The 25,108-nt window shown below is 59.7% G+C and carries 17 protein-coding genes; 6 read left to right on the plus strand and 11 right to left on the minus strand.

The annotated features are described in order from the left end of the window. Nucleotides 1–685 precede the first annotated feature (685 nt). From O7A60_RS28010 to O7A60_RS28025, 4 genes are read left to right on the plus strand one after another with little or no spacing between them, the layout of a single operon-like run. Nucleotides 686–1,351, plus strand: coding sequence for a DUF3450 domain-containing protein (locus O7A60_RS28010; protein ID WP_337108958.1), 666 nt, complete (start codon nucleotides 686–688; stop codon nucleotides 1,349–1,351). Between the two features lie 7 nt (nucleotides 1,352–1,358). Then, complete coding sequence (locus O7A60_RS28015; RefSeq protein ID WP_337108959.1) at nucleotides 1,359–4,418, plus strand: OmpA family protein; 3,060 nt, start codon at nucleotides 1,359–1,361, stop codon at nucleotides 4,416–4,418. Between the two features lie 10 nt (nucleotides 4,419–4,428). Continuing rightward, nucleotides 4,429–4,923 carry a Rab family GTPase gene (locus tag O7A60_RS28020; RefSeq protein WP_337108960.1) on the plus strand — a complete coding sequence of 165 codons (495 nt, stop codon included), beginning with the start codon at nucleotides 4,429–4,431 and terminating at the stop codon, nucleotides 4,921–4,923. A 3-nt stretch (nucleotides 4,924–4,926) separates the two neighbouring features. Continuing rightward, the gene (locus tag O7A60_RS28025) at nucleotides 4,927–5,997 is read left to right on the plus strand and encodes an adenylate/guanylate cyclase domain-containing protein (protein WP_337108961.1); all 1,071 of its coding nucleotides are present in this window, start codon (nucleotides 4,927–4,929) and stop codon (nucleotides 5,995–5,997) included. A gap of 118 nt (nucleotides 5,998–6,115) precedes the next feature. Here O7A60_RS28025 and O7A60_RS28030 read toward each other — a convergent pair whose 3' ends face one another. Further along, entirely contained in the window at nucleotides 6,116–6,796 is a 681-nt protein-coding gene (locus O7A60_RS28030) for a redoxin domain-containing protein (protein ID WP_337108962.1), read from the minus strand. 19 nt (nucleotides 6,797–6,815) lie between these two features. Further along, complete coding sequence (locus O7A60_RS28035) at nucleotides 6,816–10,115, minus strand: ATP-binding protein (protein WP_337108963.1); 3,300 nt, start codon at nucleotides 10,113–10,115, stop codon at nucleotides 6,816–6,818. A 239-nt stretch (nucleotides 10,116–10,354) separates the two neighbouring features. On the opposite strand from O7A60_RS28035, the gene O7A60_RS28040 reads away from it, so the two are divergent. Beyond that, on the plus strand, nucleotides 10,355–12,127 hold the full coding sequence (locus O7A60_RS28040; protein ID WP_337108964.1) for an adenylate/guanylate cyclase domain-containing protein: 1,773 nt from the start codon (nucleotides 10,355–10,357) through the stop codon (nucleotides 12,125–12,127). Nucleotides 12,128–12,149: 22 nt separating this feature from the next. On the opposite strand, the gene O7A60_RS28045 is transcribed toward O7A60_RS28040, so the two are convergent. The 3 genes from O7A60_RS28045 to O7A60_RS28055 form a co-directional block, all read right to left on the minus strand. Beyond that, a complete protein-coding gene (locus O7A60_RS28045; RefSeq protein WP_337108965.1) occupies nucleotides 12,150–13,529 on the minus strand; it encodes a hypothetical protein in 1,380 nt (459 codons plus the stop codon). Further along, nucleotides 13,529–14,050: a GNAT family N-acetyltransferase gene (locus tag O7A60_RS28050; protein ID WP_337108966.1), complete on the minus strand. Its 522-nt coding sequence runs from the start codon at nucleotides 14,048–14,050 to the stop codon at nucleotides 13,529–13,531. Before O7A60_RS28050 ends, O7A60_RS28045 begins: the two co-directional genes overlap by 1 nt. A 74-nt stretch (nucleotides 14,051–14,124) precedes the next feature. Continuing rightward, entirely contained in the window at nucleotides 14,125–14,949 is an 825-nt protein-coding gene (locus tag O7A60_RS28055; protein WP_337108967.1) for a hypothetical protein, read from the minus strand. Between the two features lie 199 nt (nucleotides 14,950–15,148). On the opposite strand from O7A60_RS28055, the gene O7A60_RS28060 reads away from it, so the two are divergent. Continuing rightward, nucleotides 15,149–16,564: an adenylate/guanylate cyclase domain-containing protein gene (locus O7A60_RS28060; protein ID WP_337108968.1), complete on the plus strand. Its 1,416-nt coding sequence runs from the start codon at nucleotides 15,149–15,151 to the stop codon at nucleotides 16,562–16,564. Nucleotides 16,565–16,706: 142 nt separating this feature from the next. Here the strand turns inward: O7A60_RS28060 and O7A60_RS28065 are convergent, their stop codons facing one another. The 6 genes from O7A60_RS28065 to O7A60_RS28090 all read right to left on the minus strand — a co-directional run bounded on the left by O7A60_RS28065 (nucleotide 16,707) and on the right by O7A60_RS28090 (nucleotide 24,855). Continuing rightward, nucleotides 16,707–17,186, minus strand: coding sequence for a class I SAM-dependent methyltransferase (locus O7A60_RS28065; RefSeq protein ID WP_337108969.1), 480 nt, complete (start codon nucleotides 17,184–17,186; stop codon nucleotides 16,707–16,709). Between the two features lie 210 nt (nucleotides 17,187–17,396). Continuing rightward, complete coding sequence (locus O7A60_RS28070) at nucleotides 17,397–18,578, minus strand: ABC transporter permease (RefSeq protein ID WP_337108970.1); 1,182 nt, start codon at nucleotides 18,576–18,578, stop codon at nucleotides 17,397–17,399. Continuing rightward, complete coding sequence (locus O7A60_RS28075; protein WP_337108971.1) at nucleotides 18,575–19,573, minus strand: ABC transporter permease; 999 nt, start codon at nucleotides 19,571–19,573, stop codon at nucleotides 18,575–18,577. Before O7A60_RS28075 ends, O7A60_RS28070 begins: the two co-directional genes overlap by 4 nt. A 2-nt stretch (nucleotides 19,574–19,575) precedes the next feature. After that, nucleotides 19,576–21,444: an ABC transporter substrate-binding protein gene (locus O7A60_RS28080; RefSeq protein ID WP_415926865.1), complete on the minus strand. Its 1,869-nt coding sequence runs from the start codon at nucleotides 21,442–21,444 to the stop codon at nucleotides 19,576–19,578. A 26-nt stretch (nucleotides 21,445–21,470) separates the two neighbouring features. Continuing rightward, nucleotides 21,471–23,366 (minus strand): ABC transporter ATP-binding protein, encoded by a 1,896-nt coding sequence (locus tag O7A60_RS28085; protein ID WP_337108973.1) that lies wholly within the window; start codon nucleotides 23,364–23,366, stop codon nucleotides 21,471–21,473. Nucleotides 23,367–23,514: 148 nt separating this feature from the next. After that, on the minus strand, nucleotides 23,515–24,855 hold the full coding sequence (locus O7A60_RS28090) for an adenylate/guanylate cyclase domain-containing protein (RefSeq protein ID WP_337108974.1): 1,341 nt from the start codon (nucleotides 24,853–24,855) through the stop codon (nucleotides 23,515–23,517). Nucleotides 24,856–25,108: the final 253 nt, after the last annotated feature.

Here is a 25,108-nt window from a genome sequence, read left to right on the forward strand (position 1 = left end):
GCGCTTGTGTCAGCGTGAGCCCCGCGTTCCGCGCCGGCACCACGATTGAAACCAAGGGATTATCCGCCACGTTGTCTTACCCGCGCCTGGTTCGTAAGAGATAGAACAAGTTGCGTCGATCTTTGTCGGCGCAGGCCGTCACCATTCGACCCATCGTCCAGCACGACTATATCCGATATCTGGTAGGTCTGCCGGCGGATGCCGGCATTGCGCCGATGTTTTGCTCGACATTGAACATCGGTACCACACCGCCTTGCGGTAGCATTATGGATCATCGAGCTTTCGTTTTCTTCGGCAAGAGTCGGCGAATGTCAGAACCGGACAACGGCATCGGATGGCAGCTCTGCCCTGTCAAGATCGGGGCGAATTAGGGGCAAGAAAAAAGACTTGAAGACAGGCTTGAATGGCAAGCGCTCATGCCCGACGCCTTAGAGCTGCGACCATCGGCAAAAAAGATGATCGCGGCGAAGACGAGAGCGCAAGCAGATCCGGCTCGACCCCACTTGGAACCGCGGCCGAATGACGAGCGCTGCAGTTGCTTGATGATGGATCCAAGGCGCTCGAAATTTACGCGCGAACCGGCTTAAGCCGAAAAGATTCCGGCTTGCGAGCCGGGTATTTTGCTGACATCTTTATAAGTTGCTAAATTAGTACGGCGGCTGCTGTTCAAATGAAGGGTATAGGGATGGCCAAGGAATCTTCGAGTACCGCTTCTCCGGCAAATAAAGCGGACGGAAATCTGACAAGTAACGCAGAGGGAAACGGGCTGGCCTTCATGGCGGGCCAGGCTCGCGAGAGCGGGACCCCCGGCGACGCTGTAGGTGTCGACAAGATACGTGATCTGCTGTTCGGCAACCAGATGCAGGACTATGACCGCCGTTTTTCCAAGCTTGAAGAACGGGTCTTGCAGCGCTTCAAGGATGTCGAATCCGAGGCCAAGCGCAATCTTGAAATGTACGAGTCAAATGCGAAAAAGCAGGTCGACTCGCTTGCGGCGCAATTGCGGAACGAAAAAGACGCGCGAGCCGACGCCGACAAGGAGATTGACCGGAATCTTCGCGAGCAAAATCAAGCGCTTGAAAAGCAGGTGCGCGCGTTGTCGGATCAATTGAACGAGCTTGAGCGCGAAATTGCGGACCGGATAAATCGAAACGATCATTTGCTGCGTGAGGAAATCAAGCAAAAGAATGAAGGCATTCAGATGCTGATGGAGAAAATGTTTTCCGATCTCGGCAACGTCAAGACCGACCGAAATCTTTTGGCTGGCCTGTTTGTCGAGGTTGCAAAATGTCTGAATCAGGATCCCGTCGGCAGCAAGAACAACTCGGAGCGTAGCTGGAAAGTGAGTTGATCGGAACTTGACGTCGACCGTCGACCCAATCAGCCTTCCACAAAAAACAGCCTCGAACGATACAGAGATTGATCGCGAGGCTCTGGCCAGTCTTTTGATCGAAATTGCCCGGAACGTTGATCCGGACTACCGTGCGCGTCTCGACGGAGTTCCAACCGCCGATCCTCGCATGGAAACGCTGCGCCAGTTGCTGGTCAGCCGCGAAATTTCGGAGCTTTCACGAGTTACGCATCTGCTCGACGAACCGGAGCAGCTTGCGGCAGCAGTGGGCGACGTGCTTCCCAGTGCGGCCGCACGAGCGCCTCATGCGCAACTCGGCGAGGCCCTTGCGCCAGCTGTCGAAAGGGCTGTGCAACGGTCGATCCAGAAGAGCCCGCGTACGCTGACGGATATATTATACCCGGTGTTTCTGCCAGCAATTCGCAAGTCGATCGGGGAAAAGATCGACCAGACCTTTCAGTCGCTGAATGAAACTTTAAGACACATATTTACCTGGCATGGTCTCAAGTGGAGACTAGAATCTTGGAGGACCGGTGCTAGCTTCTCTGAAGTTGTACTGAAGCATTCTCTTATCTATCGTGTAGAGCACGTCTTTCTCATTAATCGCAATTCAGGTCTTTTGATAGCGCATGTAACTGCGGACAATGCGACGAGCGAAGATCCTCAACTCATTTCTTCGATGCTCAGTGCAATTCAAGATTTTGTGAAAGATTCCTTCAACGAGAAAGAACAGAGCGGCCTGGACACAATTCGTTTTGGCGACCTTCGTCTCTGGTCGGAAGTTGGACCGTCTGCGACCTTGGTTTCGGTGATCCGAGGAAATCCGCCAGAGGAATTGCATGAAATAGTTCGCGATGTATTGCTTCGTATCCATGAGGAATGCTCGCAGGCTTTAGTGGAGTTTGACGGTGACAGTTCGCAGTTGGCCGGCATAGAGGCGCAGTTGCAGACCTGCGTCGAGCTGAGGCAGGAGGAGACAAACGAGGGTTTTCCGTGGCTGGTGGCGGCTCTGGCTCTGCTGCTTTTGAGTCTGGCAGGCGGTTGGTTCTTTCTTTCCTGGCAATCCGGGCAGCGATGGCAGGCCTACGTATCGCGACTGGAGACCCAGCCGGGCATCATCGTTGCCGAACAAGAGATACGCGGCGGCCAATTTTATGTTGCCGGCCTGAGAGACCCGCTTGCCGCCGACCCGCAGTCGCTGTTGTCTGGAACGCAGGTCGATCCCGCCCGCGTTCATTCGCAGTGGCAATTCTATCAGAGCCTTGAACCGGAGTTCGTGTTGAAGCGGCTGACGGCGTCGCTGGCTCCGCCGGATTCAGTACGACTTTCAATCGTCGATAGTCGCATCGTTGCCGAGGGTGAGGCTCCCGACACCTGGATAGATCGGGCGCGCGCCGCGGCCCGACAGCTTTCGGCAGGCGGGCCGGAATTCGACATCTCCAAGGTCCGCGATGTGAGCCCCGAAGCACGCGCGGCAGAGCACTGGCAGGCCTATGTGTCGCGACTGGGGAGCCAGCCGGGCATCATCGTTGCCGAACAAAAGATACGCGATGGCCAATTCTATATTGCCGGCCTGCGAGACCCGCTTGCCGCCGACCCGCAGTCGCTATTGTCCGGAACGCAGGTCGATCCCGTCCGCATTCATTCGCAGTGGCAATTCTATCAGAGCCTTGAGCCGGAGTTCGTGTTGAAGCGACTGACGGCGTCGCTGGCTCCGCCGAATTCAGTGCGGCTTTCAATCGTCAATGATCACATCGTTGCCGAAGGTGAGGCTGCTGCCACGTGGATCGACCGGGCGCAGGCCGCCGCCCGGCAACTCTCAGCAGGCGGGCCGGTATTCGATATCTCCAGGGTCCGTGACCCGGAAGAACGCGAGGCGAAGCGCTGGCAGGCCTATGTGTCGCAACTGGGGACCCAGCCGGGCATCATCGTTGCTGAACAAAAGATACGCGACGGCCAATTCTACATTTCCGGCATGAGAGACCCGCTTGGCGCCGACCCGCAGTCGTTGTTGTCCGGAACGCAGATCGATCCCGCCCGCGTTCATTCGCAGTGGCAATTCTATCAGAGCCTTGAGCCGGAGTTCGTGTTGAAGCGGCTGACGGCGTCGCTGTATCCGCTGAAATCGGTTCGGCTTTCGATCGTCGATAATCGCATCGTTGCCGAGGGTGAGGCTCCCGACACCTGGATAGATCGGGCGCGCGTAGCGGCCCGACAGCTTTCGGCAGGCGGACCGGAATTCGACATCTCCAAGGTTCGTGATGTGAGCCCCGAAGCACGCGAGGCGGAGCACTGGCAGTATTATGTGTCGCGACTTGAGGCCCAATCGGGAATCGTAGTCGCCCAACAAACTGTGAGGGGCGGCCAATTCTACATTTCCGGCCTCAGAGACCCGCTTGCCGCCGACCCGCAAGCTCTGCTGTCCGGAACGCAGGTTGATCCTGCCCGCGTTCATTCGCAGTGGCAATTCTATCAGAGCCTGGATCCGAAGTTCGTGGTGAAGCGGCTGACGGCGTCGCTGTCCCCGCCGAAATCGGTTCAGCTTTCGATCGTCCAGGGTCGCATCCTTGTCGTGGGTGAGGCTCCTGCCGGCTGGATCAACCGGGCGCAGGCCGCCGCCGAACAACTTTCGGCGGACGGAGTGGTTCTGGATGTCTCGCAGCTGCGTGAGCTGGACCTTGCAGACCTTAATTATTTGAGAGAAGCCATCCAGGCGACCGATATTTTCTTCTCTTCCGGCAAAGTTGTGCCGGGACCGGAGCAGTTGCCGGTTCTCGACAGGTTAGCGGATCAAATAAAGGAATTTGCCCAAGATGCCCGCAAGTCAGGCGTAACAGCACGGTTCATGTTGACCGGGCATTCGGACACCACGGGCCGTGAGACGGCCAACGCGTCGATCAGTGCAGCCCGCGCCGAGACAGTTCGTGCGCTTCTCAACAAACGCGGTGTCGCTCCGGAACTGCTGCTGGTTCGGGGCGCGGGCACTTTTGAGCCGCTGGTGCCAGAAAGTAGTCAAACTGGGAGCTCCACCAATCGCCGGGTTTCGATTACGGTAAACCTGGACTAGTGAGCCAAAGATGTTGCAAAAAAAGATCTGCATGCTGGGCGGGTTCTCTGTCGGGAAGACGAGTCTGGTTCGCCGGTATGTGCAGAGTATCTTTTCAGAAACTTACTTGACTACGGTGGGAGTGAAAATCGACAAGAAGAGTGTCGCGCTCCCGGACAAAACCGTCGATCTGATTTTGTGGGATTTAGCCGGTGAAGACGACATCGGCTCATTCCGCGTCAGCTATGTGCGAGGTGCAACCGGGCTTGTGCTTGTCGTCGATGGAACGCGCGCCGCCACTCTTGCCGTGGCGCTCACGCTACGCGAACGGGTCGAGGCCGAATTCGGCGCCATGCCGTTTGTATTGCTGTTCAACAAATACGATCTGACCGATCGGTGGACAATATCGGATAGTGAGATTAACGAACTGAGGCAGCGTGGATGGCAAATCTATCTAACGAGTGCGCTCTCGGGTGAGAATGTTGATGATGCGTTTCGTCAACTTGCTTTAATGGTAACCAAGTAGACCATGCATGGATTGCCAAAAGAAGTTGGGAGTTGGATTTTCAATTTCTTCTACAACGGGCATTCTGTCGCATATCTGAAAATCGACAGTCGGCTTTGCGTAGCTGCGAAGGGCGGTAATGTTGAGCATTACGGGCTCTCATCGCTTCGCATTGGCGAGCCTGTTGCCGAGCAGCTTGAATTCATGGAAGGTTTGCTGCCTTGCCCGGAGCTTCCGTTTCACATTGCCATGGTCGAGCTGCCCAGCGGGCGTGTCGCGGACCTTCATTTTTTTTCTGACAATGCCTGCGTGTGGCTGCTCTTTCTTGATGCCACTGCCGAACGCGACAATAGGCAGCGGCTTCAACAAAAGGCTTATGAAATGACACTCCTGCAAGAGAGGGAGCGTCAACTCAACGAGAAATTACAATCGACGAACGAGGCGTTGAGGAAGAGCCAGGAGGGATTGGCGCGTGAATACCAGCGCGCCGAAACGCTGCTCCTCAACATTCTTCCGGCGTCGATCGCGGAGCGGTTAAAAGCGCACAAAAAAATTGCTGACAACCACGCAGAAGTGAGTGTGCTTTTTGCCGACATAGTCGGTTTTACGGAGCGAGCGCGGAGCGTCGGAGCCGTGACGACGCTCGCTATTTTAAATTACTTCTTCAAGGCGGCGGATCGGCTCTCGGAACGATACGGCTGCGAAAAGATCAAGACAATCGGCGATTGTGTGATGGTGGTCGCTGGCCTGCCCACCGCGCGATCCGATCATGCAAAGGCCCTCGCGCGCTATGCACTTGAGCTGCGCAAGGCGGTCAAGCGCGAACGCTTCGCAGGAGAACCGCTGAGACTCAGAATTGGAATTCACTCAGGCCCAATCGTCGCGGGCGTCATAGGCAAGAGGCGGTTCGCCTATGACCTGTGGGGCGAGACGGTTAATCTCGCCTCGCGCATTCAAACGTCCGCGGAGCCCGATGAAATCCGTATTTCGGATGCAACTCGCCAAATGCTTGGACCAAATTTTGCTTGCGACCCACTCGAGGAAACGGAATTGCGTGGTACAGGTCGTGTGCGAATGTGGCGGCTCCCGGCCTGATTTGCCGCACGGCAGTGCCGACCCTGGAGCCCACGCATCTCAAGCCATAAGCTGTAACGCGAAGTTTTGACCTTCGTTGTCCGCATTGCAAATGGCAGCAATGCAGTCTTCCGACGCTCTATTGGGCGACTTGGGACACGGCTGACATCAGTTCCTGCGGGTTTGGCGCCCCAAACATGTATCGCCCACCTTCTGGAACCTCCGTGAAGCTCCAGCGAACGATCCCCTGCCGGTCCAACAGGAACTGACCGATCAGTTGTCCGTGTCCCGTCGCCATCATCTGCTCGTCGGCTTCGGTCACTTCGTAATTGTCCTTCTTGTCGAGGAATTCGCTGGCCGCAAAAGGATCCATGGGACCGGGCAACTCGCTCGGCATGACGACCCGCATATCCTTTGCCGCTGCGATCGAGACCTTGTACGGCCAGTTCGTCTCGTTTTGGGTGAATTCGAGATTGGGCAGTCCAAAAGCACGATGTGAAGCGCGTTCAGGGTCTGAGGCCGCAAGCAGATTTGGCATCGGGTGGTAGCGGAAATAGAGACGCGCCCGTTCGATCGGCGTGTTGACCACCGTCAGGCTCTCCACGCCCTTTTCGCGCAGCTCCGGATCAAGCCGGGCCTGAGCGGCGATATGGCGCCGGCAAAACGCACAATGCAGACCTCGAAACAGACCAACCAGCACCGGTTTTTGTCCGCGAAAGTCGTCAAGCGCGATCTTGCCTTCCTGGGTAATTGCATCGAGTACCAAGTTCGGCGCACGATCGCCCGGTTGAAGCGGTACCAAGTCACTACGCGCGGACATTTCGGACCTCCAATCCCGGCTAATCGAGAAAGGGCAGCACCACAAGCGCTTCCGGGTCGAGCCCGTGCTGGGCGCATATACCCTGCGCCAGGGAAAAGTAACGTTCGGCCTCGGCAAGATTGTCGAGGTCGAGATTAAGCGTTGCGAGGCCATCATAGCACGGAAACAGCAGTTGGGGTTCGCCCGTTTCGCGGGCTACGTCCAGTGCTTCCTGGAACAAGCCAACGGCCAGTTCCGGACGGCCGTTGCACTGGTGGATCTGCCCAAGCACAATCAACGGCACCGGCAGGTGCTCTCGCTGGTCGAGTGCCCGGTCGATCTCGATGGCTTTCTCGGCAGCAGGTACGCCCTCTGTTGGACAGCGATCCGTGAAAGTACAACAAGCGACCGCCAGATTGGCGAGAAGGCGCGCCTGGAAGCCCAAATCACCAATATGGCGCGCGACTTCAAGACCGCGCCGACAGACCTCCATCGCCCGTGCTGGATCGATGGTCGTGTAAAGCACGCCGAGATTGGTGTAGCCGCGGCAGGCCGCGCCCAGCAGACCGGCGGCTTCGGCCAATTCAATGCTGTGCTCGACTTGACCCACGGCTTCACGGTTTCGCCCAAGGCGAGCCAGCGCGACAGCCTTGGTATTGAGTGCCTCGGCGGTCACAAGAGTGGCATCACGCCCTACCTCGGAGACATGCTCCGTTGTCAGGGTGCGTACGCAATCCAACGCCGCGTCTGCCCATTTTGCCGCGAGAGCGTGATCTCCGCTACGGAACGCCTGTCGGCCGCGTTCTTCCCAGAGATGCGCCTGCTCGATCGGAGCATCCGCTCCATCGAGGAGCGCTGCCGCTTCAGCGTAGCGGGATTCTGCTTTGTCCCGCTTGCCGACGTCCCAGAGCAGCCGACCGATCTTACGCAAAACTCGCGCCGACGCTACGCGATCGGCCGACTCGCGGTATGCCTGCAACACCGCCTCGTAGTGGCGGTGCGCGATCTCGCGGCGGCCCGCCGGGCCGCTCAAATCGGCGATGCGCTCGGCAATTGTCAGTTTGAGCGGTGTTTGCCCGGTCGCCTCCAACGCAGTCAGTGCTCGCTCGTAGAAACGAAGGGCGTCGTCGTTGGCGTATATCATGCGAGCGCGATCGCCGGCCGCCTGCAGGTAATGCGCGCCCTTCTCCCGCTCGGCGCTCTGTGCGAACTGATGACCGAGCACGGTCAAATCCTCGAGCCGTTCCGGATTATCGCCGCACAGTTGCTCCAAGGCAGCACCTATCCGCCCGTGGATTTCGGTCCGGCGTTGCAGGAGCAGATTCTGGTAGATCACGTCCTGCAGCAATGTTTGCGTAAAGCGGTAGCTTTGCGACGAGACAGAGCCTGATCCGGCAACTTCCTCGATGATTTCCGCATCGCAAAGCAGTTCGCAGCCGGCTTCTAGCCGGGCGGGGTCGGCTGTCACGGTCTTCAGAAGCGTGGCATCGAAGCGCGGGCCGATTACCGCGGCTTCCTGGGCCAATCGGCGCACCTCTTGCGGCAGCCGGTCGACGCGAGCAAGCAACATTGCCTGGATAGTGGCGGGAATGTCGGTTGCGACTTCGCCTGCCACAGTCCGCCATCGCTGGCCCTCGCGCATCAGTACACCGCGATCGATAAGGCCGCGAACGATCTCCTCTACAAAAAGAGGGTTACCGCCCGCTCGCTCGAGGATCTGATCGACGAGCCGTCCTGCGGAGCTTACCCAGCTCTCGCCGAAAAGCGCCGCCAGCAGGCTGCGTCCTTCATCGCTGTTGAGCGGCGAAAGCCTGAGCGCCGTGTGACTGACCCGACTTGAATCGAGCTGGCCGCTGTCCGGCGCCGAGCGATGCGTGACCAGCACCATCAATCGCGTGCGATCCAACCTGTCCATCACGAAACGCAGTGCCTCGAGCGAAACGGCGTCGGCCCAGTGCAGGTCTTCGACGACGATCAACAGCGGCGACAACGCAAGCCGCCGTTCGATGATGGTGCGGACCGCGTAGAGAATTTGCCGCCGTAGCTGCTCGGGTTCGACATGCTGCAAGGTGGCATCGGGGTCGCCAAGGCCAAGCACATGGTAGAGCAAAGGCATCAGCCGCTTCGGTTCCTCGCCCTGCAGGCCGAGATCGGCAAGCAAGCCTGCGAGCTTCCCCCGCATTTCGTCCCCATTGTCGTTTTGCATCATCCCGGCAGCGCTGCGCACCACTGCACCCAAGGCGCCAAATGATTGTTCGCCCAGGGGTGAGCATGTGGCCTGTCGCACGGCGACGTTGCGAAAACGGTCCTCGTCGCCGACACGGGCGACGAACTCCTTCACCAGCCGCGATTTCCCGATACCGGCTTCTCCGACGAGGCGGACAAGTTGGGCCGAGCCGCCGCACGCCTGGTCAAGGCTCGCCAGCATTCTATTGAGCTCCGCAGCACGACCTATCATCGGCGCGCTGAGGCCGAGCGCCTCGAGCCCACGCGCTGCACGCGGCGCCGCAAGGGGTGCATCCAGCCGATGGACGAGCACACTGCCAGCCTTGCCGCGAAGCACGACATCACCCATCGACTCGTAAGAGAAGGCATGCCGGGTCAGCCTGTGAGTGAGTTCGCCTACCAGCACTTCACCCGGTGCGGCCAGCGATTGCAGGCGTTGCGCTGTATTCACCGTGTCGCCGGTCACCGAATAGGATTTGGCGGTGCCGATGCCTAATCGTCCAGCAACGACCGGACCAGTGTTTATGCCGATATGGAGTAATAGAGGCGAGCCGGAGTGGGGAGCGCTTTCGCCGAGCCGCGCCGTCCGGGCGATCATGTCGAGAGCGGCGCGAAGCGCACGTTCCGGATCGTCCTCATGCGCGACCGGCGCACCGAACAAAGCGAGCAATGCATCGCCGATGAATTTGTCGACGAAACCACCAAAGTTTCGCACGGCCGCCGTCAATTCCTTGAACAGTTCGTTCTGCAGCGTTTGCATGACCTCGGGGTCGAGCTGCTCGCTGAGTGTCGTGAAACCGCAAAGGTCGGCAAAGAGGACGGTTACCGTTCGGCGATCGGCGTCAGAGATGGGATGCAGCCCTTCGTCGCTATCGATGTTCGGAAGCAGCGACGGAGTTCGAGAAGGCTGCACAATGGTTCGGCTTGGTGTCGGAGCAGGCCGTTCGACGGCTTTTGCGGGCGCACCGACGCTTGCCCCACATTTCGGACAGAACTCGAAATCAGGTGCGCAGGGATAGCCGCAACTGGCGCATGGCACGGGCTGGCGCTTGCCACACTTCGGACAGAAAGCGTAACCGCCCTCAACCTTGAAACCGCAGCCTGCGCAGTCCATCGAACCAGACCTCACTAGGGGCCGTGACGGCGTGATCTCCTTACGCACTTCACGGCCAGGGTATTCACAAGCATGAACCGATAGCCGTCGACCGGCAAGCGGCAGCGCAAATGGGCATCGGGCGATCGGGTGGGGCCTGTGGCAGCGCGCAGCCAATTCGGGTTTCTGCGTGGCTGTCGGTACGAAAGTTTCCTCTTGGTTCGGTCTTCCTGCTATCGTGGAGATGAGGAGGCGGACCCTTGAGCGAGAATCGTAAGCTAGCCGCAATCCTAGCTGCGGATGTGGTCGGATATAGCCGGCTCGCGAGCGCGGACGAAGATCGTACTTTGGCGAGGTTGCGGGCACTGCGCAGCGACCTGATCGATCCGATCATCGCAGTGCACCACGGCCGGGTGATCAAGCGCACCGGCGATGGGGCGCTGGTTGAGTTCCGCAGTGTGGTGGATGCCGTGCGCTGCGCCATAGAAGTTCAGAATGGTATGGTTGAGCGCAATGCCGGCGTGCCGCAGGACCGCCGTATCGAATTCAGGATCGGCATCCATCTGGGAGATGTGGTCGAAGAAAGCGACGGCGACCTGATGGGCGACGGCGTCAACATCGCCTCGCGTTTGGAGGGACTCTCGGCGCCCGGCGCCATCTGCCTGTCCGAGGATGCCTATCGCCAGGTCAAGGCGAGGCTCGACCTCTCGGTCAGCGATCTCGGCAGCACACAGCTCAAGAACATCGCCGAGCCTATCCGGGTCTATTCGCTGCAAGTAGGCAGCGCCGGGACCAAGGCGGCCGCGACCTCGGAAACCGCGACGAGCCGGCCGGCCACGGCAGTGCCGCCGAAGCTGTCGATCGCCGTGCTGCCGTTCGCCAACATGAGCGGTGACGCCGAACAGGACTACTTCGCCGACGGCATCTCCGAAGACATCATCACGGCCCTGTCCAAACTGTCGCAGCTCTTCGTCATCGCACGCAATTCGTCGTTCACCTTCAAGGGCCAGAACGTTCATGTGCAGGAGGTGGGCACGAAGCTCGGCGTGCGGCATGTCCTTGAGGGCAGCGTACGCAAGTCGGGGAACAGGGTGCGCATCACCGCGCAGCTCATCGACGCAACTTCGGGCGGCCATCTTTGGGCGGAGCGGTTCGATCGCGACCTGACCGACATATTCGCCGTGCAGGACGACGTGACGCAACAGATCGTTGGCGCGCTGGCGCTCAATCTGACTGAGGATGACCGTCAGCGGCTGGCGCCCGAGTACCCGCGCAACACGGAGGCGTATGACTATTTCCTGCGGGGTAGGGAGTTGTGGCACCGGCTGACGAGGGAGACGAACGTCGCGGCCCGCGACCTCTTGCAACGTGCCATCGAACTGGACCCGAAGTTTGCCTCTGCCCACGCATTCCTGGCCCTCACGCACGGACTCGATTACCTGAACCGGTGGAGTGCGTCGCCGCCGGAATCGATGGCGCAAGCGGAAGAAGCCGCAACGCGAGCGGTAACGCTGGATGGCAGCGATCCCTGGGCGCACTGGGCGCTTGCTATTGCCAAGCTGTACACACGACGGCACGATGGGGCCATCGACGAGGCCGAGCGCGCGCTAGTCCTCAATCCGAACTTCGCCGAAGCGCACGTCGCCCTCGGCGAGGCGCTGTATTATTCGGGCAGATCCGAGGAGGCCCTCGAGAGTTTCGCCCGAGGAAAGACCTTGAATCCATATTTTCCGGATGTGCTTCTGCACTTCCAGGCTTTGGCCTTGTTTCAACTGGGAAGGTACGAAGAGGCCGTTGACCTCTTGATGCAACGGCTGGCTCGCAATGCTGTCACCGACGTCTCGCGGGCGCTTCTGGCCGCCAGCTACGGCCATCTGGGCCGTTTCGCCGAGGCCCGGGCGGCATGGCAGGAGGTGCTTCGCGTCAATCCCGACTACTCGCTGGAATACCGTCGCAAAGTCCTGCCCTACAAGAACCCTGCCGATTTCGAACTCGTGGTGGAGGGGCTCCGCAAGGCCGGTATAGTGCAATGACTGGTGAGGCCATGCGGCCGGATCAGACGCTGTAGGCTTGGCCGATCTTGCGCCATCGCGCGTTTTCGCTAACCAGTTTCAGGTTGTCGGTGGTCTCGGCAAATGTCCGCGACCGGTATTGCCGGAGCAGGTCCGCGAAGAGCGCCCCTTCCGGCAGGCCGGCAAGCTGCTCGCGGACCGAGATTTTTTCATCGATGACACGCATGCCCCAGGCATTTTCCCGAACCTGCAGCTCCGCAGCCAAATCACGCTCTTCCGGCGCGCTTTCATCCAGCGCAGCCAGCACGATCGAGTGGAAAAGCGCTACATAGCCAATCTGTCTCAGGCCGCCCACAACCCGCACGCGCGGCAATATGGCAAGGACGAGAAACGTCAGGAACAAGTCCGGCAGCAGCACGCCCTCCAGCAACGCCTGCTGGAGATGCGGCCGCTCGAACGGGATGGAAAGGCCATGCGGCCTGTCAGGCTCAATCAGGTGTCCGTTCTCGAGGACGAGTTTGCGCACGCGCTGCTCGCGGATGCCCCAGAAATAGGCGGTGGCATTGGGCAGGAATCTGCCAAATGGACCCGACGCGGCCTCTTGCAAGGCATGGTCGAGACGCTGGCGCCTTGCGAGGTCAAGAAGCAGCCTGGAAAGAAGATTGCCGTCATATTGTAGATGTCGCGCCATGGCAGCCGCGGCGAGCCGATCATCGATGAAAACCGGCAGGGCCATGCCGGAACGATCCCAATTGGCGACCAGATCCTCGTTGAGGGCTGTCATGGCATCGGCGGCGGTTCCAAAGACCTTATTCTGACTGGCAAGCAGTGTACCTAGCCAGCGGCTGGCATCCGTTTCATCGCCCACCGCTTCGAGCGCGCGCTTGTTGAGGGAGACGGGACCGGCCACGCAGGCGCTTTTGCGGCACAGTTTGTGGCGCCCCATGCCAAACAGGTTGACCTTGTCGTCTCCGACATTGAGCCATCCGGGCCCCTCCCGGCCAATTGTCTCCATCGTCATCGTCGTTCCCATGAAGCCGACGAAGGCTGACAGCTCGTTTTCGACCGCGCCGAGCCAGGCAAACAGGAGGGCATCGAAGGTGATCCGGTCCATCAGAAGCAGGCAGTGCAGACCGGACTGAATCACCGGTCTGTGCTCGAACTCTTCGAGGGCCTTGCCGATCTCCTCAGGCTGCATAATTACACCGAGGCGCTGATGCAGGACTTCGCGCAGGATCGAGCGGGCAGCGATCGCCGGGCCCGATGCAGGCCTTGCCACCGGCCGCCACAGATGGCGGGCGTAGTCGGAAACCGGAGCATTCCAGTTCTGCTCGATGTCACGCACGACTTCCGGGCAGAGCAGCGACAGCACAGCCAGAATTTCCACAGGGGGGGCAGGGGCTGGGGCGAAGACGGCGGTCATCAGAACCGCAACCGGGCCATGCTTAGGAGGTCGTGATACTGCCCGTTGGTAAAACCGGCCTTCACATGCCGGCCTTCAACCTCGAAGCCGTGGCTGGTGTAGAGACGGATGGCCGGTTCGTTGTCGGCATAGACGCTCAATTCGACCCGCTTCAGGGCGCGCCAGTTGTCGGCCACGTCAAGCAGCGCGCCAAGGATGGCAGAGCCGATACCTTTGCCGACAAAGCCATCGTCTAGGCCGATATTGATCTCGCCGATATGGGAACGGCGCGGCGAGCTTTGCACGACCAGGCTGCCATGGCCGACGACCTTGCCGTCCAATTCGGCGACGATCCAGGTGGTTTCCTGGCCGGACTTGGCGATGCGCCGCTCCACCTGATCCACCGTCTCGAAGGGCATCCTGAGCGTGCCCCAGCGGAAGCCCGGCATGTTGAACATAGCGCAAAGCGCCTCCGCATCGTTTGGCCGGACGGCCCGGAGCTGCGGCTGGATTTTCTCGGATGGCGAGGTCGTGCTGGTCATGGCTTTCCCGGCGAAGGCAATCGGCCCGGCACGATGCACCGGACGTCACCTGAAAATCCAGCCGTCTCTGCAGCCTATGCTGCCGATTGCGAACCAAAATACCGGTAGGCGGTGTAGAGTTTGAAGGCGCCGCTGATGCCGATCCAGCCGAAAAGGGCGAGCCACCCCAATGTAGCGGCCGCCGTCCAGTCGATCCGGTGCACCGCCGCGTCGGTGATAACGAGGCCAAGGATGGAAAGCAGGCCGACCAGAAACTGCGCCAGGGCTAGCACCAGCAATTCTTCGCGCGGCGCGCTTTTCCAGACGAGATAGGTGCCGCCAGCGCCGGCGAGGAAGATGGCGCTGTAGACCTGGGCGTGGAAGGGATCGACCGGCCATGGCCAGGTGCTGCTGACCATCAGGGGAAACAGCAACATGCCGAAGCCATAGAGCCCAAGGATCACCGCTTCCGCCAACATGTAGCCGCGCCATGCGGGGCTTGAGGTCACGCCTTTTGCTGACGGACGGGCCCTTGCCCGCCACAGGAACAACCCGGATACCGCGACCGAACCAAAATAGACCAGAAACCAGAGCCAGGTCGCTTTGCGCCCAAAGTTGAAATAGCCGAGATTGATCAACGAAACCGCCGACACGATGACGGTGAAGATGAAGGCCATGACCAGCACGAGCCTGCCCGGCGACCAGCGATTCCAGAAAAAGAGCGCCGCCATCACTGCCATTTCGGCGGTGTAGAAGCCGCCGAGAAAGCGGGCACTGAATGGCGTGACGGGCCAGGGCCAGCGCGGCTTGACCAACGCAGGCGCGAAAAACAGACCGGCGCCGACGATCAGGACGATAATGACTCCTGCCGAGAAAAGCCGCAGCGCCGAGGGAAATGGCGGGTTGTCGGATGTCGGCACGAGAAAAAGCCCCAAAGATGAATGCAACCATCATAGTGCCGCTTGCGGCCGGTGAAAATCCGCCGAATGCAAATTGAGCTGTCATCAGATCTATCCATTCGAATGGCCGTTCGATCCCTTTCGACGTAAGATGGAGTGCGTGGACCGAAGACCGGTCCGGCCAACACGCCTGGGAGGCGCATTTTCCGGAGCCTGCACGATGACCGAAGCTCAGGATCTGTTCTCGCTTCTGCGGCAATCGACCGATGTCGATCCGCAGGCAATCGACGCGATCCGGCGAACCATCGCCGAGGGCAAGGACCACGAACTTTGCCGCATCAATGCGCTGGCCTTCGCCAGCAAGAATGGCCTCGACGAGGAACGCACCATCAGCGCCTTTCTCCATGCGGCGCGGGTGGGCATCTTCGACATCTCCTGGAATGTTCTGTGCCCCGGTTGCGGCGGCGTGCTCGACACCAACGCCACGCTGAAAACCATGCAGAAGGACGAATATACCTGCGCGCTGTGCTCCCAGGGCTATTCGCCGACCCTCGACGAGATGGTCGAGGTGACATTCACCGTCAGTCCCCGCATACGCAGGATTGCCGCCCACAATCCGCACGAACTGCCGTTGATAGAATACTTCCGCCAGATCTACTGGGCGTCCGGCGCCGATCTGCCGGAAGAGGATTTCGCGGAGAAGGTCGAAGCGTTCTCGCTGGAGGATATCGAGCTTGCGCCCGGTGAAAAGGCGGTTCTGCCCATACAGCTTCCGTCCGAATTCGTGATCGTCTTCGAGCCGGTCACGCATTCAGCGCAGTTCATCGACGCCAAGGGCGAACCAACAAAGGAGCGTCGAAGCCTCTCCTTGGTTTTCGACCGCGACCATGTCCAGAACCAGACGTTGGAGATGCAACCAGGCCCTTTGCGCATTTCGCTGGAAAACAGGACCGACACCCGCGTGCTGCCGACTGTCTTCATCGCCGGCCACGCATTGCATGATTTCCTGGGCAAGCGCCGGCCCTTCGTGACCGCCAAGCGCCTGCTAACCAACCAGACGTTCCGCGATCTCTATCGCACGGATACGCTCGACATCAACCAGCGGCTGAAGATCACCAGCCTGACCTTCCTGTTCACCGACCTGCGCGGATCGACCGAGCTTTACGAGCGGGTTGGCGATCTTTCAGCCTTCGATCTCGTGCGCGAGCATTTCCAAGTGCTGCACGAGATCGTCGCGGCGGAGGCGGGCGCGGTGGTGAAGACGATCGGTGATGCGGTGATGGCGACCTTCGCGACGCCTGATCGTGCGATTGCCGCGGCCCTCAGGATGCGCGATGCCATGCGTGCGCTCAATGAAAAAAGCGGGCGCGCGGATCTGCTGCTCAAGATCGGAGTCCATGCCGGCCCTTGCATCGCCGTGTCCATGAACGAGCGGCAGGACTATTTTGGCCAGACGGTCAACATTGCTTCACGGGTTCAGAACCTGGCCAACGCACAGGCGATCTTCGCCACCCGTTCGGTGGTCGACGACAATCTCACCGCCGATCTGTTGCGCAGGAACGCGCTGACGCCCGTGCCTCACGAAGTCTCGCTGCGCGGCATTGAGCGGGAGATCGCGGTGTATACAATCCCCTGAGGAATTCCCGGAAGAGCGTGAAACGGCTTTCCCGGGAAAAGTGTGAAACGGTTTTCCCGGGAGAAGCGCGTAACGCTTTCTCTTGGCAATTGCGTTAAAACAAAGAGCTGGGGCAGCGTTTCCGTGAAGCGCTCTCGGCCGCTCACACGCGCTTGCAGAGGAAATAACGATCGGCGGGCTCCGACGTCGGCGCCGGGAGGCGTTTAAGCAGCGGGTGATCGAGCGGCGTGCCACTGACCGCGAAGCCGCCGACGCGAAGCAGGCTCGCAATCAGATCGGGAAGCCAGGTAGCGGTCACTGCATCGCGATCATCATAGCCTGTGCCGATGTCGGCATGAACAAGGGCGGCTTCGATGCCAATGAACTTGCGGGCCGTCTCGCGTATTTCGCCGAGCACGAGGTTTTCAGCTTCGGGAATTGAGCTGGTGTGTGCGCCGACTTCGCGGTCGAACACCACGATCCGACGCCCGGGCAGGCGCTCGCGCAGATGGTGGAACGTCCGGCCATTGCCGAGGCCGAGCTCGAGCACAAGCCCCTCCATCTTGGCCACCTCGGCGCAGACGTGATCGAGAATGTCACGCTGTGCGGTCATTCTGCTGATGAAATTCTCGAGACGACTCATATGCTTTTGTGTGTCCTGAACCAGATCAAGAGATCGGCAATGCCCGCGACAAGAACTGTTCACGAGTGCATCCCGAAGGCGGCGCGCTAAGCTCGATTGCGTGTCGGCACGTATAGGGGCGGATGATGAACACTGCAACAACCGAACTGGCTGCCGGCAGGGATCATACCGGGTGGAACAGGCGGCCCGGCGTGCCGCGGAATAGCGATCTCACTTGTAGGGGTCTGCGGCGTCCCGCAAGCCGTCGCCGAGGAAGTTGAATGCCAAGATGACGAGAACGACGGGGAGCATCGGCAAAAGCAGCCATGGATAGAACGCGATCACGCTGACGCTGCGCGCCTCGGTTAGCAGGATGCCCCAGCTGGTTGTCGGTGGTCTCAGGCCCAGCCCAAGGAAGCTCAGCGCCGTCTCGCCCAGGATCATGCCGGGTATGGAGATCGTCGCCGTCGCGATCAGATGCGACATGAAACCGGGGATGAGGTGCCGCCGAATAATGCGGCTACTGGTGGCGCCCATCAATTGCGCGGCCAGAACGTAATCCTCCTCGCGCAAGGCCAGAAGCTTTGAACGCACGGCCCGCGCCAGTCCGGTCCAGTGGAGCAGCCCGAGGATGACGGTGATGCCGAAATAGATCAGGATTGGACTCCAGGTTATCGGCATGATTGCCGCCAGAGCCAGCCATAGCGGAATGCTGGGGATCGATTGCAGAACTTCGATTATCCGTTGAACGATCAGGTCGAAGATACCTCCGTGATAGCCAGCCAGTCCGCCTATGACAATGCCGAGCAGGAAGCTGAAACTGATGCCGACAAGGCCGATTGTCAGTGAAATGCGTGCGCCATAGATGATACGCGAGAGCACATCGCGCCCCAGCCTGTCGGTGCCGGCCAGAAAGAGCTGGCCGTTTTTGGCAGGACAGACAAAATGTCTGTCACCTTCGACCAGGCCCCAGAACCGGTAACTGTCGCCCTTGCAGAAGAAACGAATCCGCTGAACATCATCCTGTTTGTCAATGTAGTTCCGCTTGAGTGTGTCCATGTCCAGCGTCATCTGGCGACCATAGACGAACGGCCCGACAAGCTGGCCGTTGTGGAACAGGTGTACCCGCTGCGGCGGCGAATAGATGTAGTCCATGTTGCGCGTGTGCAGATTGTAGGGCGCCAGGAACTCGCAGATCAGTATCCCTAAATAGAGCGCTGCCAGAAATATGCCGGATACAAGGGCAAGCCGGTGCCGTCGGAATTTCCACCACATCAGCCGCAACTGCGACGCCTGAAAGACCTTCGACTGCTCCGCCGTCATCGCCTCGACTGATTGCAGGTCAAAGGGCGCGATGGAAACGTAGTGTTGCAGTGGGGCACCCGGAGCGGGCAGGGGTGATTGCTTGTTCATTTGGTGCTGCCGCCCTGCAAACGAATTCGTGGATCAAGCAGCGCCAGCGCCAGGTCGGAAATCAGCACGCCGATAACCGTCAGGAAGGCGAGAAACATCAGGAACGAACCCGCCAGATACATATCCTGGCTCTGCAGCGCCTTGATCAGCATCGGTCCGGTCGTTTCCAAGGATAACACGATCGCCGTGATTTCGGCACCGGAGATGATGGCCGGCAGGATCGAGCCGATATCGGAAATGAAGAAATTGAGCGCCATGCGCAGCGGATATTTGACCAATGCCTTGAACGGATGAAGGCCTTTGGCGCGTGCTGTCACGACGTATTGCTTGTGCAACTCATCGAGCAGATTGGCGCGCAGCCGCCGGATCATGCTTGCCGTGCCGCCGGTGCCGATGATCAAGACCGGGATCCAGAGATGGGCGAGGATCGACTTCGCCTTAGCCCAGCTCATCGGCTCACTGAGATATTGCGGGTCCATGAGATGGCCGATGGAGGTGCCGAACCAGATATTGGCGAAATACATCAGGATCAGCGCCAGCATGAAATTCGGAATGGCAAGGCCGAGAAGGCCGAAGAGAGTAAGGCCGTAGTCGCCCCAACTGTATTGATGTGTGGCGGAGTACATGCCGATGGGAAAGGCGATGAGCCAAGTGAAGATGATCGTGACGAAGGAAACCAGCACGGTCAGCCACATTCGGTCCCCGACGACTTCGCGAACCGGCAGCTCATACTCGAAGGAATAGCCGAAATCGCCGTGCAGCATCCCGCCGACCCAGTAGAAGTACCGAATGACGGGCGGCTGGTCGAAACCATATTCCTTCCGCATCATTTGGATGCGATCGGAATCTACCGCTTCGCCCTGGGCCCGAAGCTCGGCGACATAGCTGTCGAAATAGTCACCCGGTGGAAGTTCGATGATCGTGAACACCAGCGCCGATATGACCAGCAGCGTTGGAACCATCACAGCGATGCGCCAGACAATATATCGAAGCACGCTCAGGAGCCTCCAAGCCAGAATGTATCCGGCATGTAGACACCGAAATAGGCGGTCGGATCATAGCCGAAGAGTGCCTTGTCAGGCAGATTGCGCAGACGCGAGGACACCAGAATCGGCTGAAGTGTTTCGTTCACCGTACCGATCGAGAACACCTGATCGGTGTAGATCGACAGCATTGAATTCCAGATTTCGGCGCGCTCCGTGGCTTTGGTCGATGCGTTCCAGCGCTTGAGCAAAGCCATCAACTCGACCACTTCAGGAAGATCGGGCGCCTCACCCATCTTGCCATGGGACAGATAGTAAGCGCCCCAGAGCGGCCATTGCAGTTGGTCGTCGATGGTGGGGGCCAGCTGGTATGGGTTCATGTCTGCGGTTGGCACGCCATTGTCGATGCCCGACGACATCGACATCAGGATCTGGCCGCCAAGCGCGCGGCTGCGGAAGATGTCGCGCTGCGAAGTCCGGATGAACAGGGCGATGCCGATCTTGCGCCAGTGATCGGTGATGAGTTCGAGCGCGTCGGTTTCCAGCGTGCTTTCGCCGGCCGTTTCCACGATGATCTGCGCGGGGCGCCCATCGGGAAGTAACCGCAGGCCGTCATCGTCACGTGCCTGAAGCCCGACCTCGTCAAGCAGGGCATTGGCCTGGTCGGGATCATGGGCAACCCAGGCCTTCGCGAATTCCGGCCGGTAGAGCGGGCTCTCCGGCAGGATCGTATCGGCGCTTTCCTGCGCCAATCCGTAGAACACGGCCATATTGATCTCGCGCCGGTCCACAGCGAGCGAAAGTGCGCGGCGCACGCGCACGTCACGCAAAAGGCCACGCCACACCGGGTCGGCACAATTCAGATTGGGCAGCAGCGCCAGCCGCGAACCCTGTGTGCGTTTCCACAGATGCATCTTCACCGGATAGCGCTTCTCCGCGTCCCTCAGGAAGGAGTAATCGCTGAAGTCAATTCCCATGCATTGCAGATCGCTCTCGCCCGCACCGGTCTTGGCGGAGATGATCGCCGACGAGCTGACATTCATGATGATCCGGTCGACATAGGGCAGTTGCCGGCCATTCTCGTCTGTTCGATGAAAGAATGGGTTGCGCTCGAAGATGAACTGCTCAGCCGGCGGCTTGGTACGGTTCTGCCAGGGATCGAGCGTCGGCAGCTCCGGGTTCTCGGGGCGATACTGCCTCGACATGCGGATATGCAGGAGCGTCCATTTCGCGGCCCGGTTCTCCTTCATCAGGCCGGCGAGCCGGAATGGATCCTGGTATTTCTTGTGGAACTGCTTGAGATAGGCAGCCGGCAAAACAAGCGGTGTCGGCGAAGCAGCGGCAAGCTTGGGCAGGAAGTCGGGATTGGGCGCATCCCAACTATAGCGGACAGTCAACGGATCGACGATCTCGAAACGTGGCGGCTTGCCGTCCGCCAACAGGGCAGGGGCGAGCCCGCCTTGCGAAAGCTCATCATTCAGCCAGACATCTTCCCAGCAATAACGAAAATCCTCCGGCGTCAGCAGGCTGCCGTCGGACCATTTATGCCCTTCCCGAATCTTGAACGTGAAGACGCGATCATCCGCTACGTCGAAGCTTTCGAGAATGTCGGCTTGCAAGCTAAGCTTTTCGTCATAGCCGACCAGGCGGGCATATCCGTAGATCGTCATCATCCGGATATCTTTCTGGCTGCCGATGATGGTACGCAGCGTGCCGCCATACTGGCCGGGTTGCCGGCCCATCGCAGCGAGGTTCAACCCGCGCGGGCTCTTGGGCAGGCGCTCTTTGAGTGCCGGCAAAGCCCTGGCTTTCAACTGCGGCTGAAGAAAATCCGGCTCCAGATCGCCAGCGCGCGACGTGCCCGGCAGAAGTGCCGAAGCCATGAGTCCAAGGAGGGTGCGACGGCTGATCAAGGGCGTAGCTCGCTGGCATCGGCCGAACGTCGGGCCAGCACGAGGTGGCCGCCGCCAAGATCGATCGGCGACAGCGTATCCTCTTCGCCCTCGTCGTGGAATTGCGGTCCCCATGCGCTGGCGTCGGAAGCGCCGCCGAGCTTCAGCGTCTTGAAATCCATCGGCCGGTCGAGATCGGGGAAAGGGACCGCGGCGACCAGTGAGCGCGTGTAGGGGTGGACCGGTTTCCTGAGCAGAATTTCGCGCGGCGCAAGCTCGACGATACGCCCGCCGCACATCACCGCGATGCGGTCCGCCATGTAGTCCACCACCGCCAGATTGTGGGATATGAACAGGTAGGTCAGGCCCAGTTCCTTCTGCAGGTCCTTCAGGAGGTTCAGGATCTGCGCCTGGACAGAGACATCGAGCGCCGAAACCGGCTCGTCGCAGATCAGGAGTTCAGGCCCCAGGGCCAACGCGCGCGCGATGCCGATACGCTGACGCTGCCCGCCGGAGAAACTGTGCGGATAGCGCTTGATGAAGCGCGGATCGAGCCCGATTGCCTGCATCAGGCTTTTGACGGTGGCTAGTCGGGACGCGGCATTGCCACGTCGATGGATTTCGAGCGGCTCGCTCAAGATATTTTCGACCGTCATGCGAGGTGAAAGCGACGAGACCGGATCCTGGAAGACCATCTGGATTTTCGCGCGCAGCGTGCGCAGGGCGTCTCCCTCAGCTTCCAGGACGTCGATTGGTCCTTCGCGGCCGTTAAAGACCACCGAGCCGCCGGAAGGGGTGATAGCCCGCATCAGGATCTTGCTGACGGTGGTTTTGCCGCAACCGCTTTCGCCGACCAGGCCCAGGCACTCGCCCCGCCTGATATCGAAGCTCACGCCGTCCACGGCGCGAACAGAGGTTTGACGATCCCCGCCGAACCATCCGGACTTGCGGATGGCAAAAACCTTTGTCAGATCCCTGACCGACAACAGGATGTCGTCCGGCCCCTTGGATGCCGGCGCCGTCTGCTTGCCCAGCAGGGTGCCGACGTTCACCGGCACCTCGCGGAGCGCCTTTAGCCTCTCGCCCGGCTTCAGGTCGAAATGCGGAACAGCTGCCATCAAGCCCTTCAGGTAAGGGTGACCTGGCCGGCGGAATATCGCCTCGACAGGTCCCGCCTCCATGATCTCGCCATGGTACATGACCACCACCTCGTCGGCGACATTGGCGACAACGCCGAGGTCGTGCGTGATCAGCAGCATCGCCATGTTCAGCTTGGTCTGAAGCCCGCGCAGCAATTGCAGGATCTGCGCCTGGATGGTGACATCCAACGCCGTCGTCGGCTCGTCGGCAATCAACAGGGCGGGCCGGCAGATAAGCGCCATGGCGATCATGGCGCGCTGACGCAATCCTCCCGAAAGTTCAAACGGATACATGTCATAGGCGCGCTTGGGATTGGGAAAGCCGACAAGGCTGAGCATTTCCTCGGTCCGCGCCTTGCGCTCTGCCCGAGCCATGGGCGTATGAATCTGCAGGGATTCGCTGACCTGGTTGCCGATCGTGTGCAGCGGCGAAAGCGATATCATCGGCTCCTGAAAGATCTTGCCGATGCGGCTGCCCCTCAACGCCCGGATGTCGGGTCCATCACGCGGCATCTGCAGGATATCCTGTGTCGTGCCGGGCTTTTCAGGATCGGAAAATAGGATACGGCCACGAACATGGGCTGTGTTCGGCAAAATGCCCATCACTGCCTGGCTAAGAACCGATTTTCCGGAACCGGACTCGCCCACAAGCGCGGTAACCTTGCCGGGAAGAACGCGAAGATTTGCACGCCTGACGGCGTGCAACGGTCCCCCGATAATGGCAAAAGAGATGCCAAGATCTTCGATCCGCAGTAGATCAACGCCCGAATTCATTCTCACACCAGCCCCACTCTGGCAACGTCCAGAAAGCGAGAGACTAGCGCATTGCCAGTCTAGAGCAACTTGGATTCGACACGGTCGCCAGCGGCGGAACCGGCGGCCGGACTGCCTACCAACGGCGTTCGGATCAGATTGGGGTGGGCTACTGGAGCTTCTTCGAGTCGCCCGCCGACAGCCGTGCGGCATCGCGATGAAGCAGCATGACCTGCTCGGCCTCCGATCTCCGGTCGTAAATCGGCTCCAGCGCCCCGTCTTCATCGAGTGCGAGAGCGCCCGACAGATCGGGTGAAAGCACCGTCAGCTTCTGCTTGATCCCCGCCAACTCCTCGCTGCCGAGCGTCAGCCAACTGTTGGCGCCGCAATAGCTGGCGAAGTCTTTGCTGGCGAGAACGCGGTGCGGATATTTCTTGGTCAGGGTCTGGAGGCGCTGGACCTCGTTTACAGCCGAGCCGAAGACAGAGAATGTGAGCCGGTCGGTAAGCCCCACATTGCCGAACATCACGTTGCCGACATGCAGGCCGATTCCAAATTTTATGTCGGACAGCCCCTTTTTCTTCCTGCTCAGGTTGAGATCCATCATGCGCGCAGTGGCCTTGTGCGCCGCCGCCAGAGCAGACTGGCAGGCGGTCTCGGAATGCGAGCGATGCCTTTCGCAAGGGTAGACGGCAATGAAGCCATCACCTATGAAACTCATGATCTGCCCGCCTTTGCGATTGAAAGGTGTAGCAATGGCATCGAAAAACTGGTTCAGCGTGTCGATGTAGATTTCGCGGCCGGAAGTTTCGGCAAGCCTTGTCGACCCGCGCATATCGGCCATGACCAGTGCGGCACGGATTGTGTCGCCCTCGCCGCGCTTGATCTGGCCATCCAGCACGCGTCTGCCGGCGTCGCCGCCGAGATAAGTGGTCATCATGTTGTCGGCCAACTTGGTGAGTACCGCCATTTTGGTTGCGATGGCGAGATGGTTTTGGATACGCAGCAGCGCCGAAATCATGCTGTCACTGAAACCTGAAGCACTGTCGGTGGACCAGGACCCGATCATGCCCTGACTGGTATTGCCGTTGAAGGGATGAACGAAAGCCATGTAATCGGTCACGCCCATAAGCCTGAGTTCATCGAAAACAGGAAATTCCGACGGGACCGACGGGTCGAGCCGACGCCGCAGATGGTCGAGCTTGTTGCTGAGCAGATGGTAGTATGGGCTGGTCAGGAACCTGTCAGAATGAACGCCGTCCTTTTTGCGGAAGCCTTCCACTTCCATGCCTTGGCCGCGAATCCAGGTGAAGCCAAGCGCGTCATAAAGCGGATGAAGCATCGAAAAGCTCAAATGCACCCGCTTCAGCGGCAGGCCGGCAGCAGCCAGCCGTTCGCAAAACCCCTTTACCAATGTTTCCAGCTCGTTGCCCGCCAGCGCCGACTGAGTCAGCCAGTCGGCAACGTTATCCATGAGAATTGTGGAAATTTCTGCTTGCGCCGTGCTCATACCACCTCGAAACCCGTCGAAGACGGAGCCATTATCCTTCAATCCGCCATAACACAGTCCGCCAGCGACCCAAAGATACCCCAAAGTCAGATCGGCTTCGGCGGCAGAACGGCGAAGGAATTTCCCGAGTGACTGTCCTTACAACCAAGGAACAGGCTTAACTGCATTCATGTCTTGTGGCGTTATGTGGCGAAGCCGCGGCCGGAGTGCAATCACGATCCTGACATAGGGCAAAAAATTTGCCGGGCGGGAC

The sequence above is a fragment of the Mesorhizobium salmacidum (SeqCode) genome, from assembly GCF_037179605.1.
Lineage (GTDB): Bacteria > Pseudomonadota > Alphaproteobacteria > Rhizobiales > Rhizobiaceae > Mesorhizobium > Mesorhizobium salmacidum.

What these genes read in the sequence shown, in the direction of transcription:
- O7A60_RS28045 (WP_337108965.1), bottom strand. Translation starts at nt 13,529, where the DNA reads ATGACCGCCGTCTTCGCCCCAGCCCCTGCCCCCCCTGTGGAAATTCTG.
- O7A60_RS28085 (WP_337108973.1), bottom strand. Translation starts at nt 23,366, where the DNA reads ATGAATTCGGGCGTTGATCTACTGCGGATCGAAGATCTTGGCATCTCT.
- O7A60_RS28090 (WP_337108974.1), bottom strand. Translation starts at nt 24,855, where the DNA reads ATGAGCACGGCGCAAGCAGAAATTTCCACAATTCTCATGGATAACGTT.
- O7A60_RS28010 (WP_337108958.1), top strand. Translation starts at nt 686, where the DNA reads ATGGCCAAGGAATCTTCGAGTACCGCTTCTCCGGCAAATAAAGCGGAC.
- O7A60_RS28050 (WP_337108966.1), bottom strand. Translation starts at nt 14,050, where the DNA reads ATGACCAGCACGACCTCGCCATCCGAGAAAATCCAGCCGCAGCTCCGG.
- O7A60_RS28070 (WP_337108970.1), bottom strand. Translation starts at nt 18,578, where the DNA reads ATGAACAAGCAATCACCCCTGCCCGCTCCGGGTGCCCCACTGCAACAC.
- O7A60_RS28030 (WP_337108962.1), bottom strand. Translation starts at nt 6,796, where the DNA reads ATGTCCGCGCGTAGTGACTTGGTACCGCTTCAACCGGGCGATCGTGCG.
- O7A60_RS28080 (WP_415926865.1), bottom strand. Translation starts at nt 21,444, where the DNA reads ATGGCTTCGGCACTTCTGCCGGGCACGTCGCGCGCTGGCGATCTGGAG.
- O7A60_RS28035 (WP_337108963.1), bottom strand. Translation starts at nt 10,115, where the DNA reads ATGGACTGCGCAGGCTGCGGTTTCAAGGTTGAGGGCGGTTACGCTTTC.
- O7A60_RS28020 (WP_337108960.1), top strand. Translation starts at nt 4,429, where the DNA reads ATGTTGCAAAAAAAGATCTGCATGCTGGGCGGGTTCTCTGTCGGGAAG.
- O7A60_RS28060 (WP_337108968.1), top strand. Translation starts at nt 15,149, where the DNA reads ATGACCGAAGCTCAGGATCTGTTCTCGCTTCTGCGGCAATCGACCGAT.
- O7A60_RS28065 (WP_337108969.1), bottom strand. Translation starts at nt 17,186, where the DNA reads ATGAGTCGTCTCGAGAATTTCATCAGCAGAATGACCGCACAGCGTGAC.
- O7A60_RS28025 (WP_337108961.1), top strand. Translation starts at nt 4,927, where the DNA reads ATGCATGGATTGCCAAAAGAAGTTGGGAGTTGGATTTTCAATTTCTTC.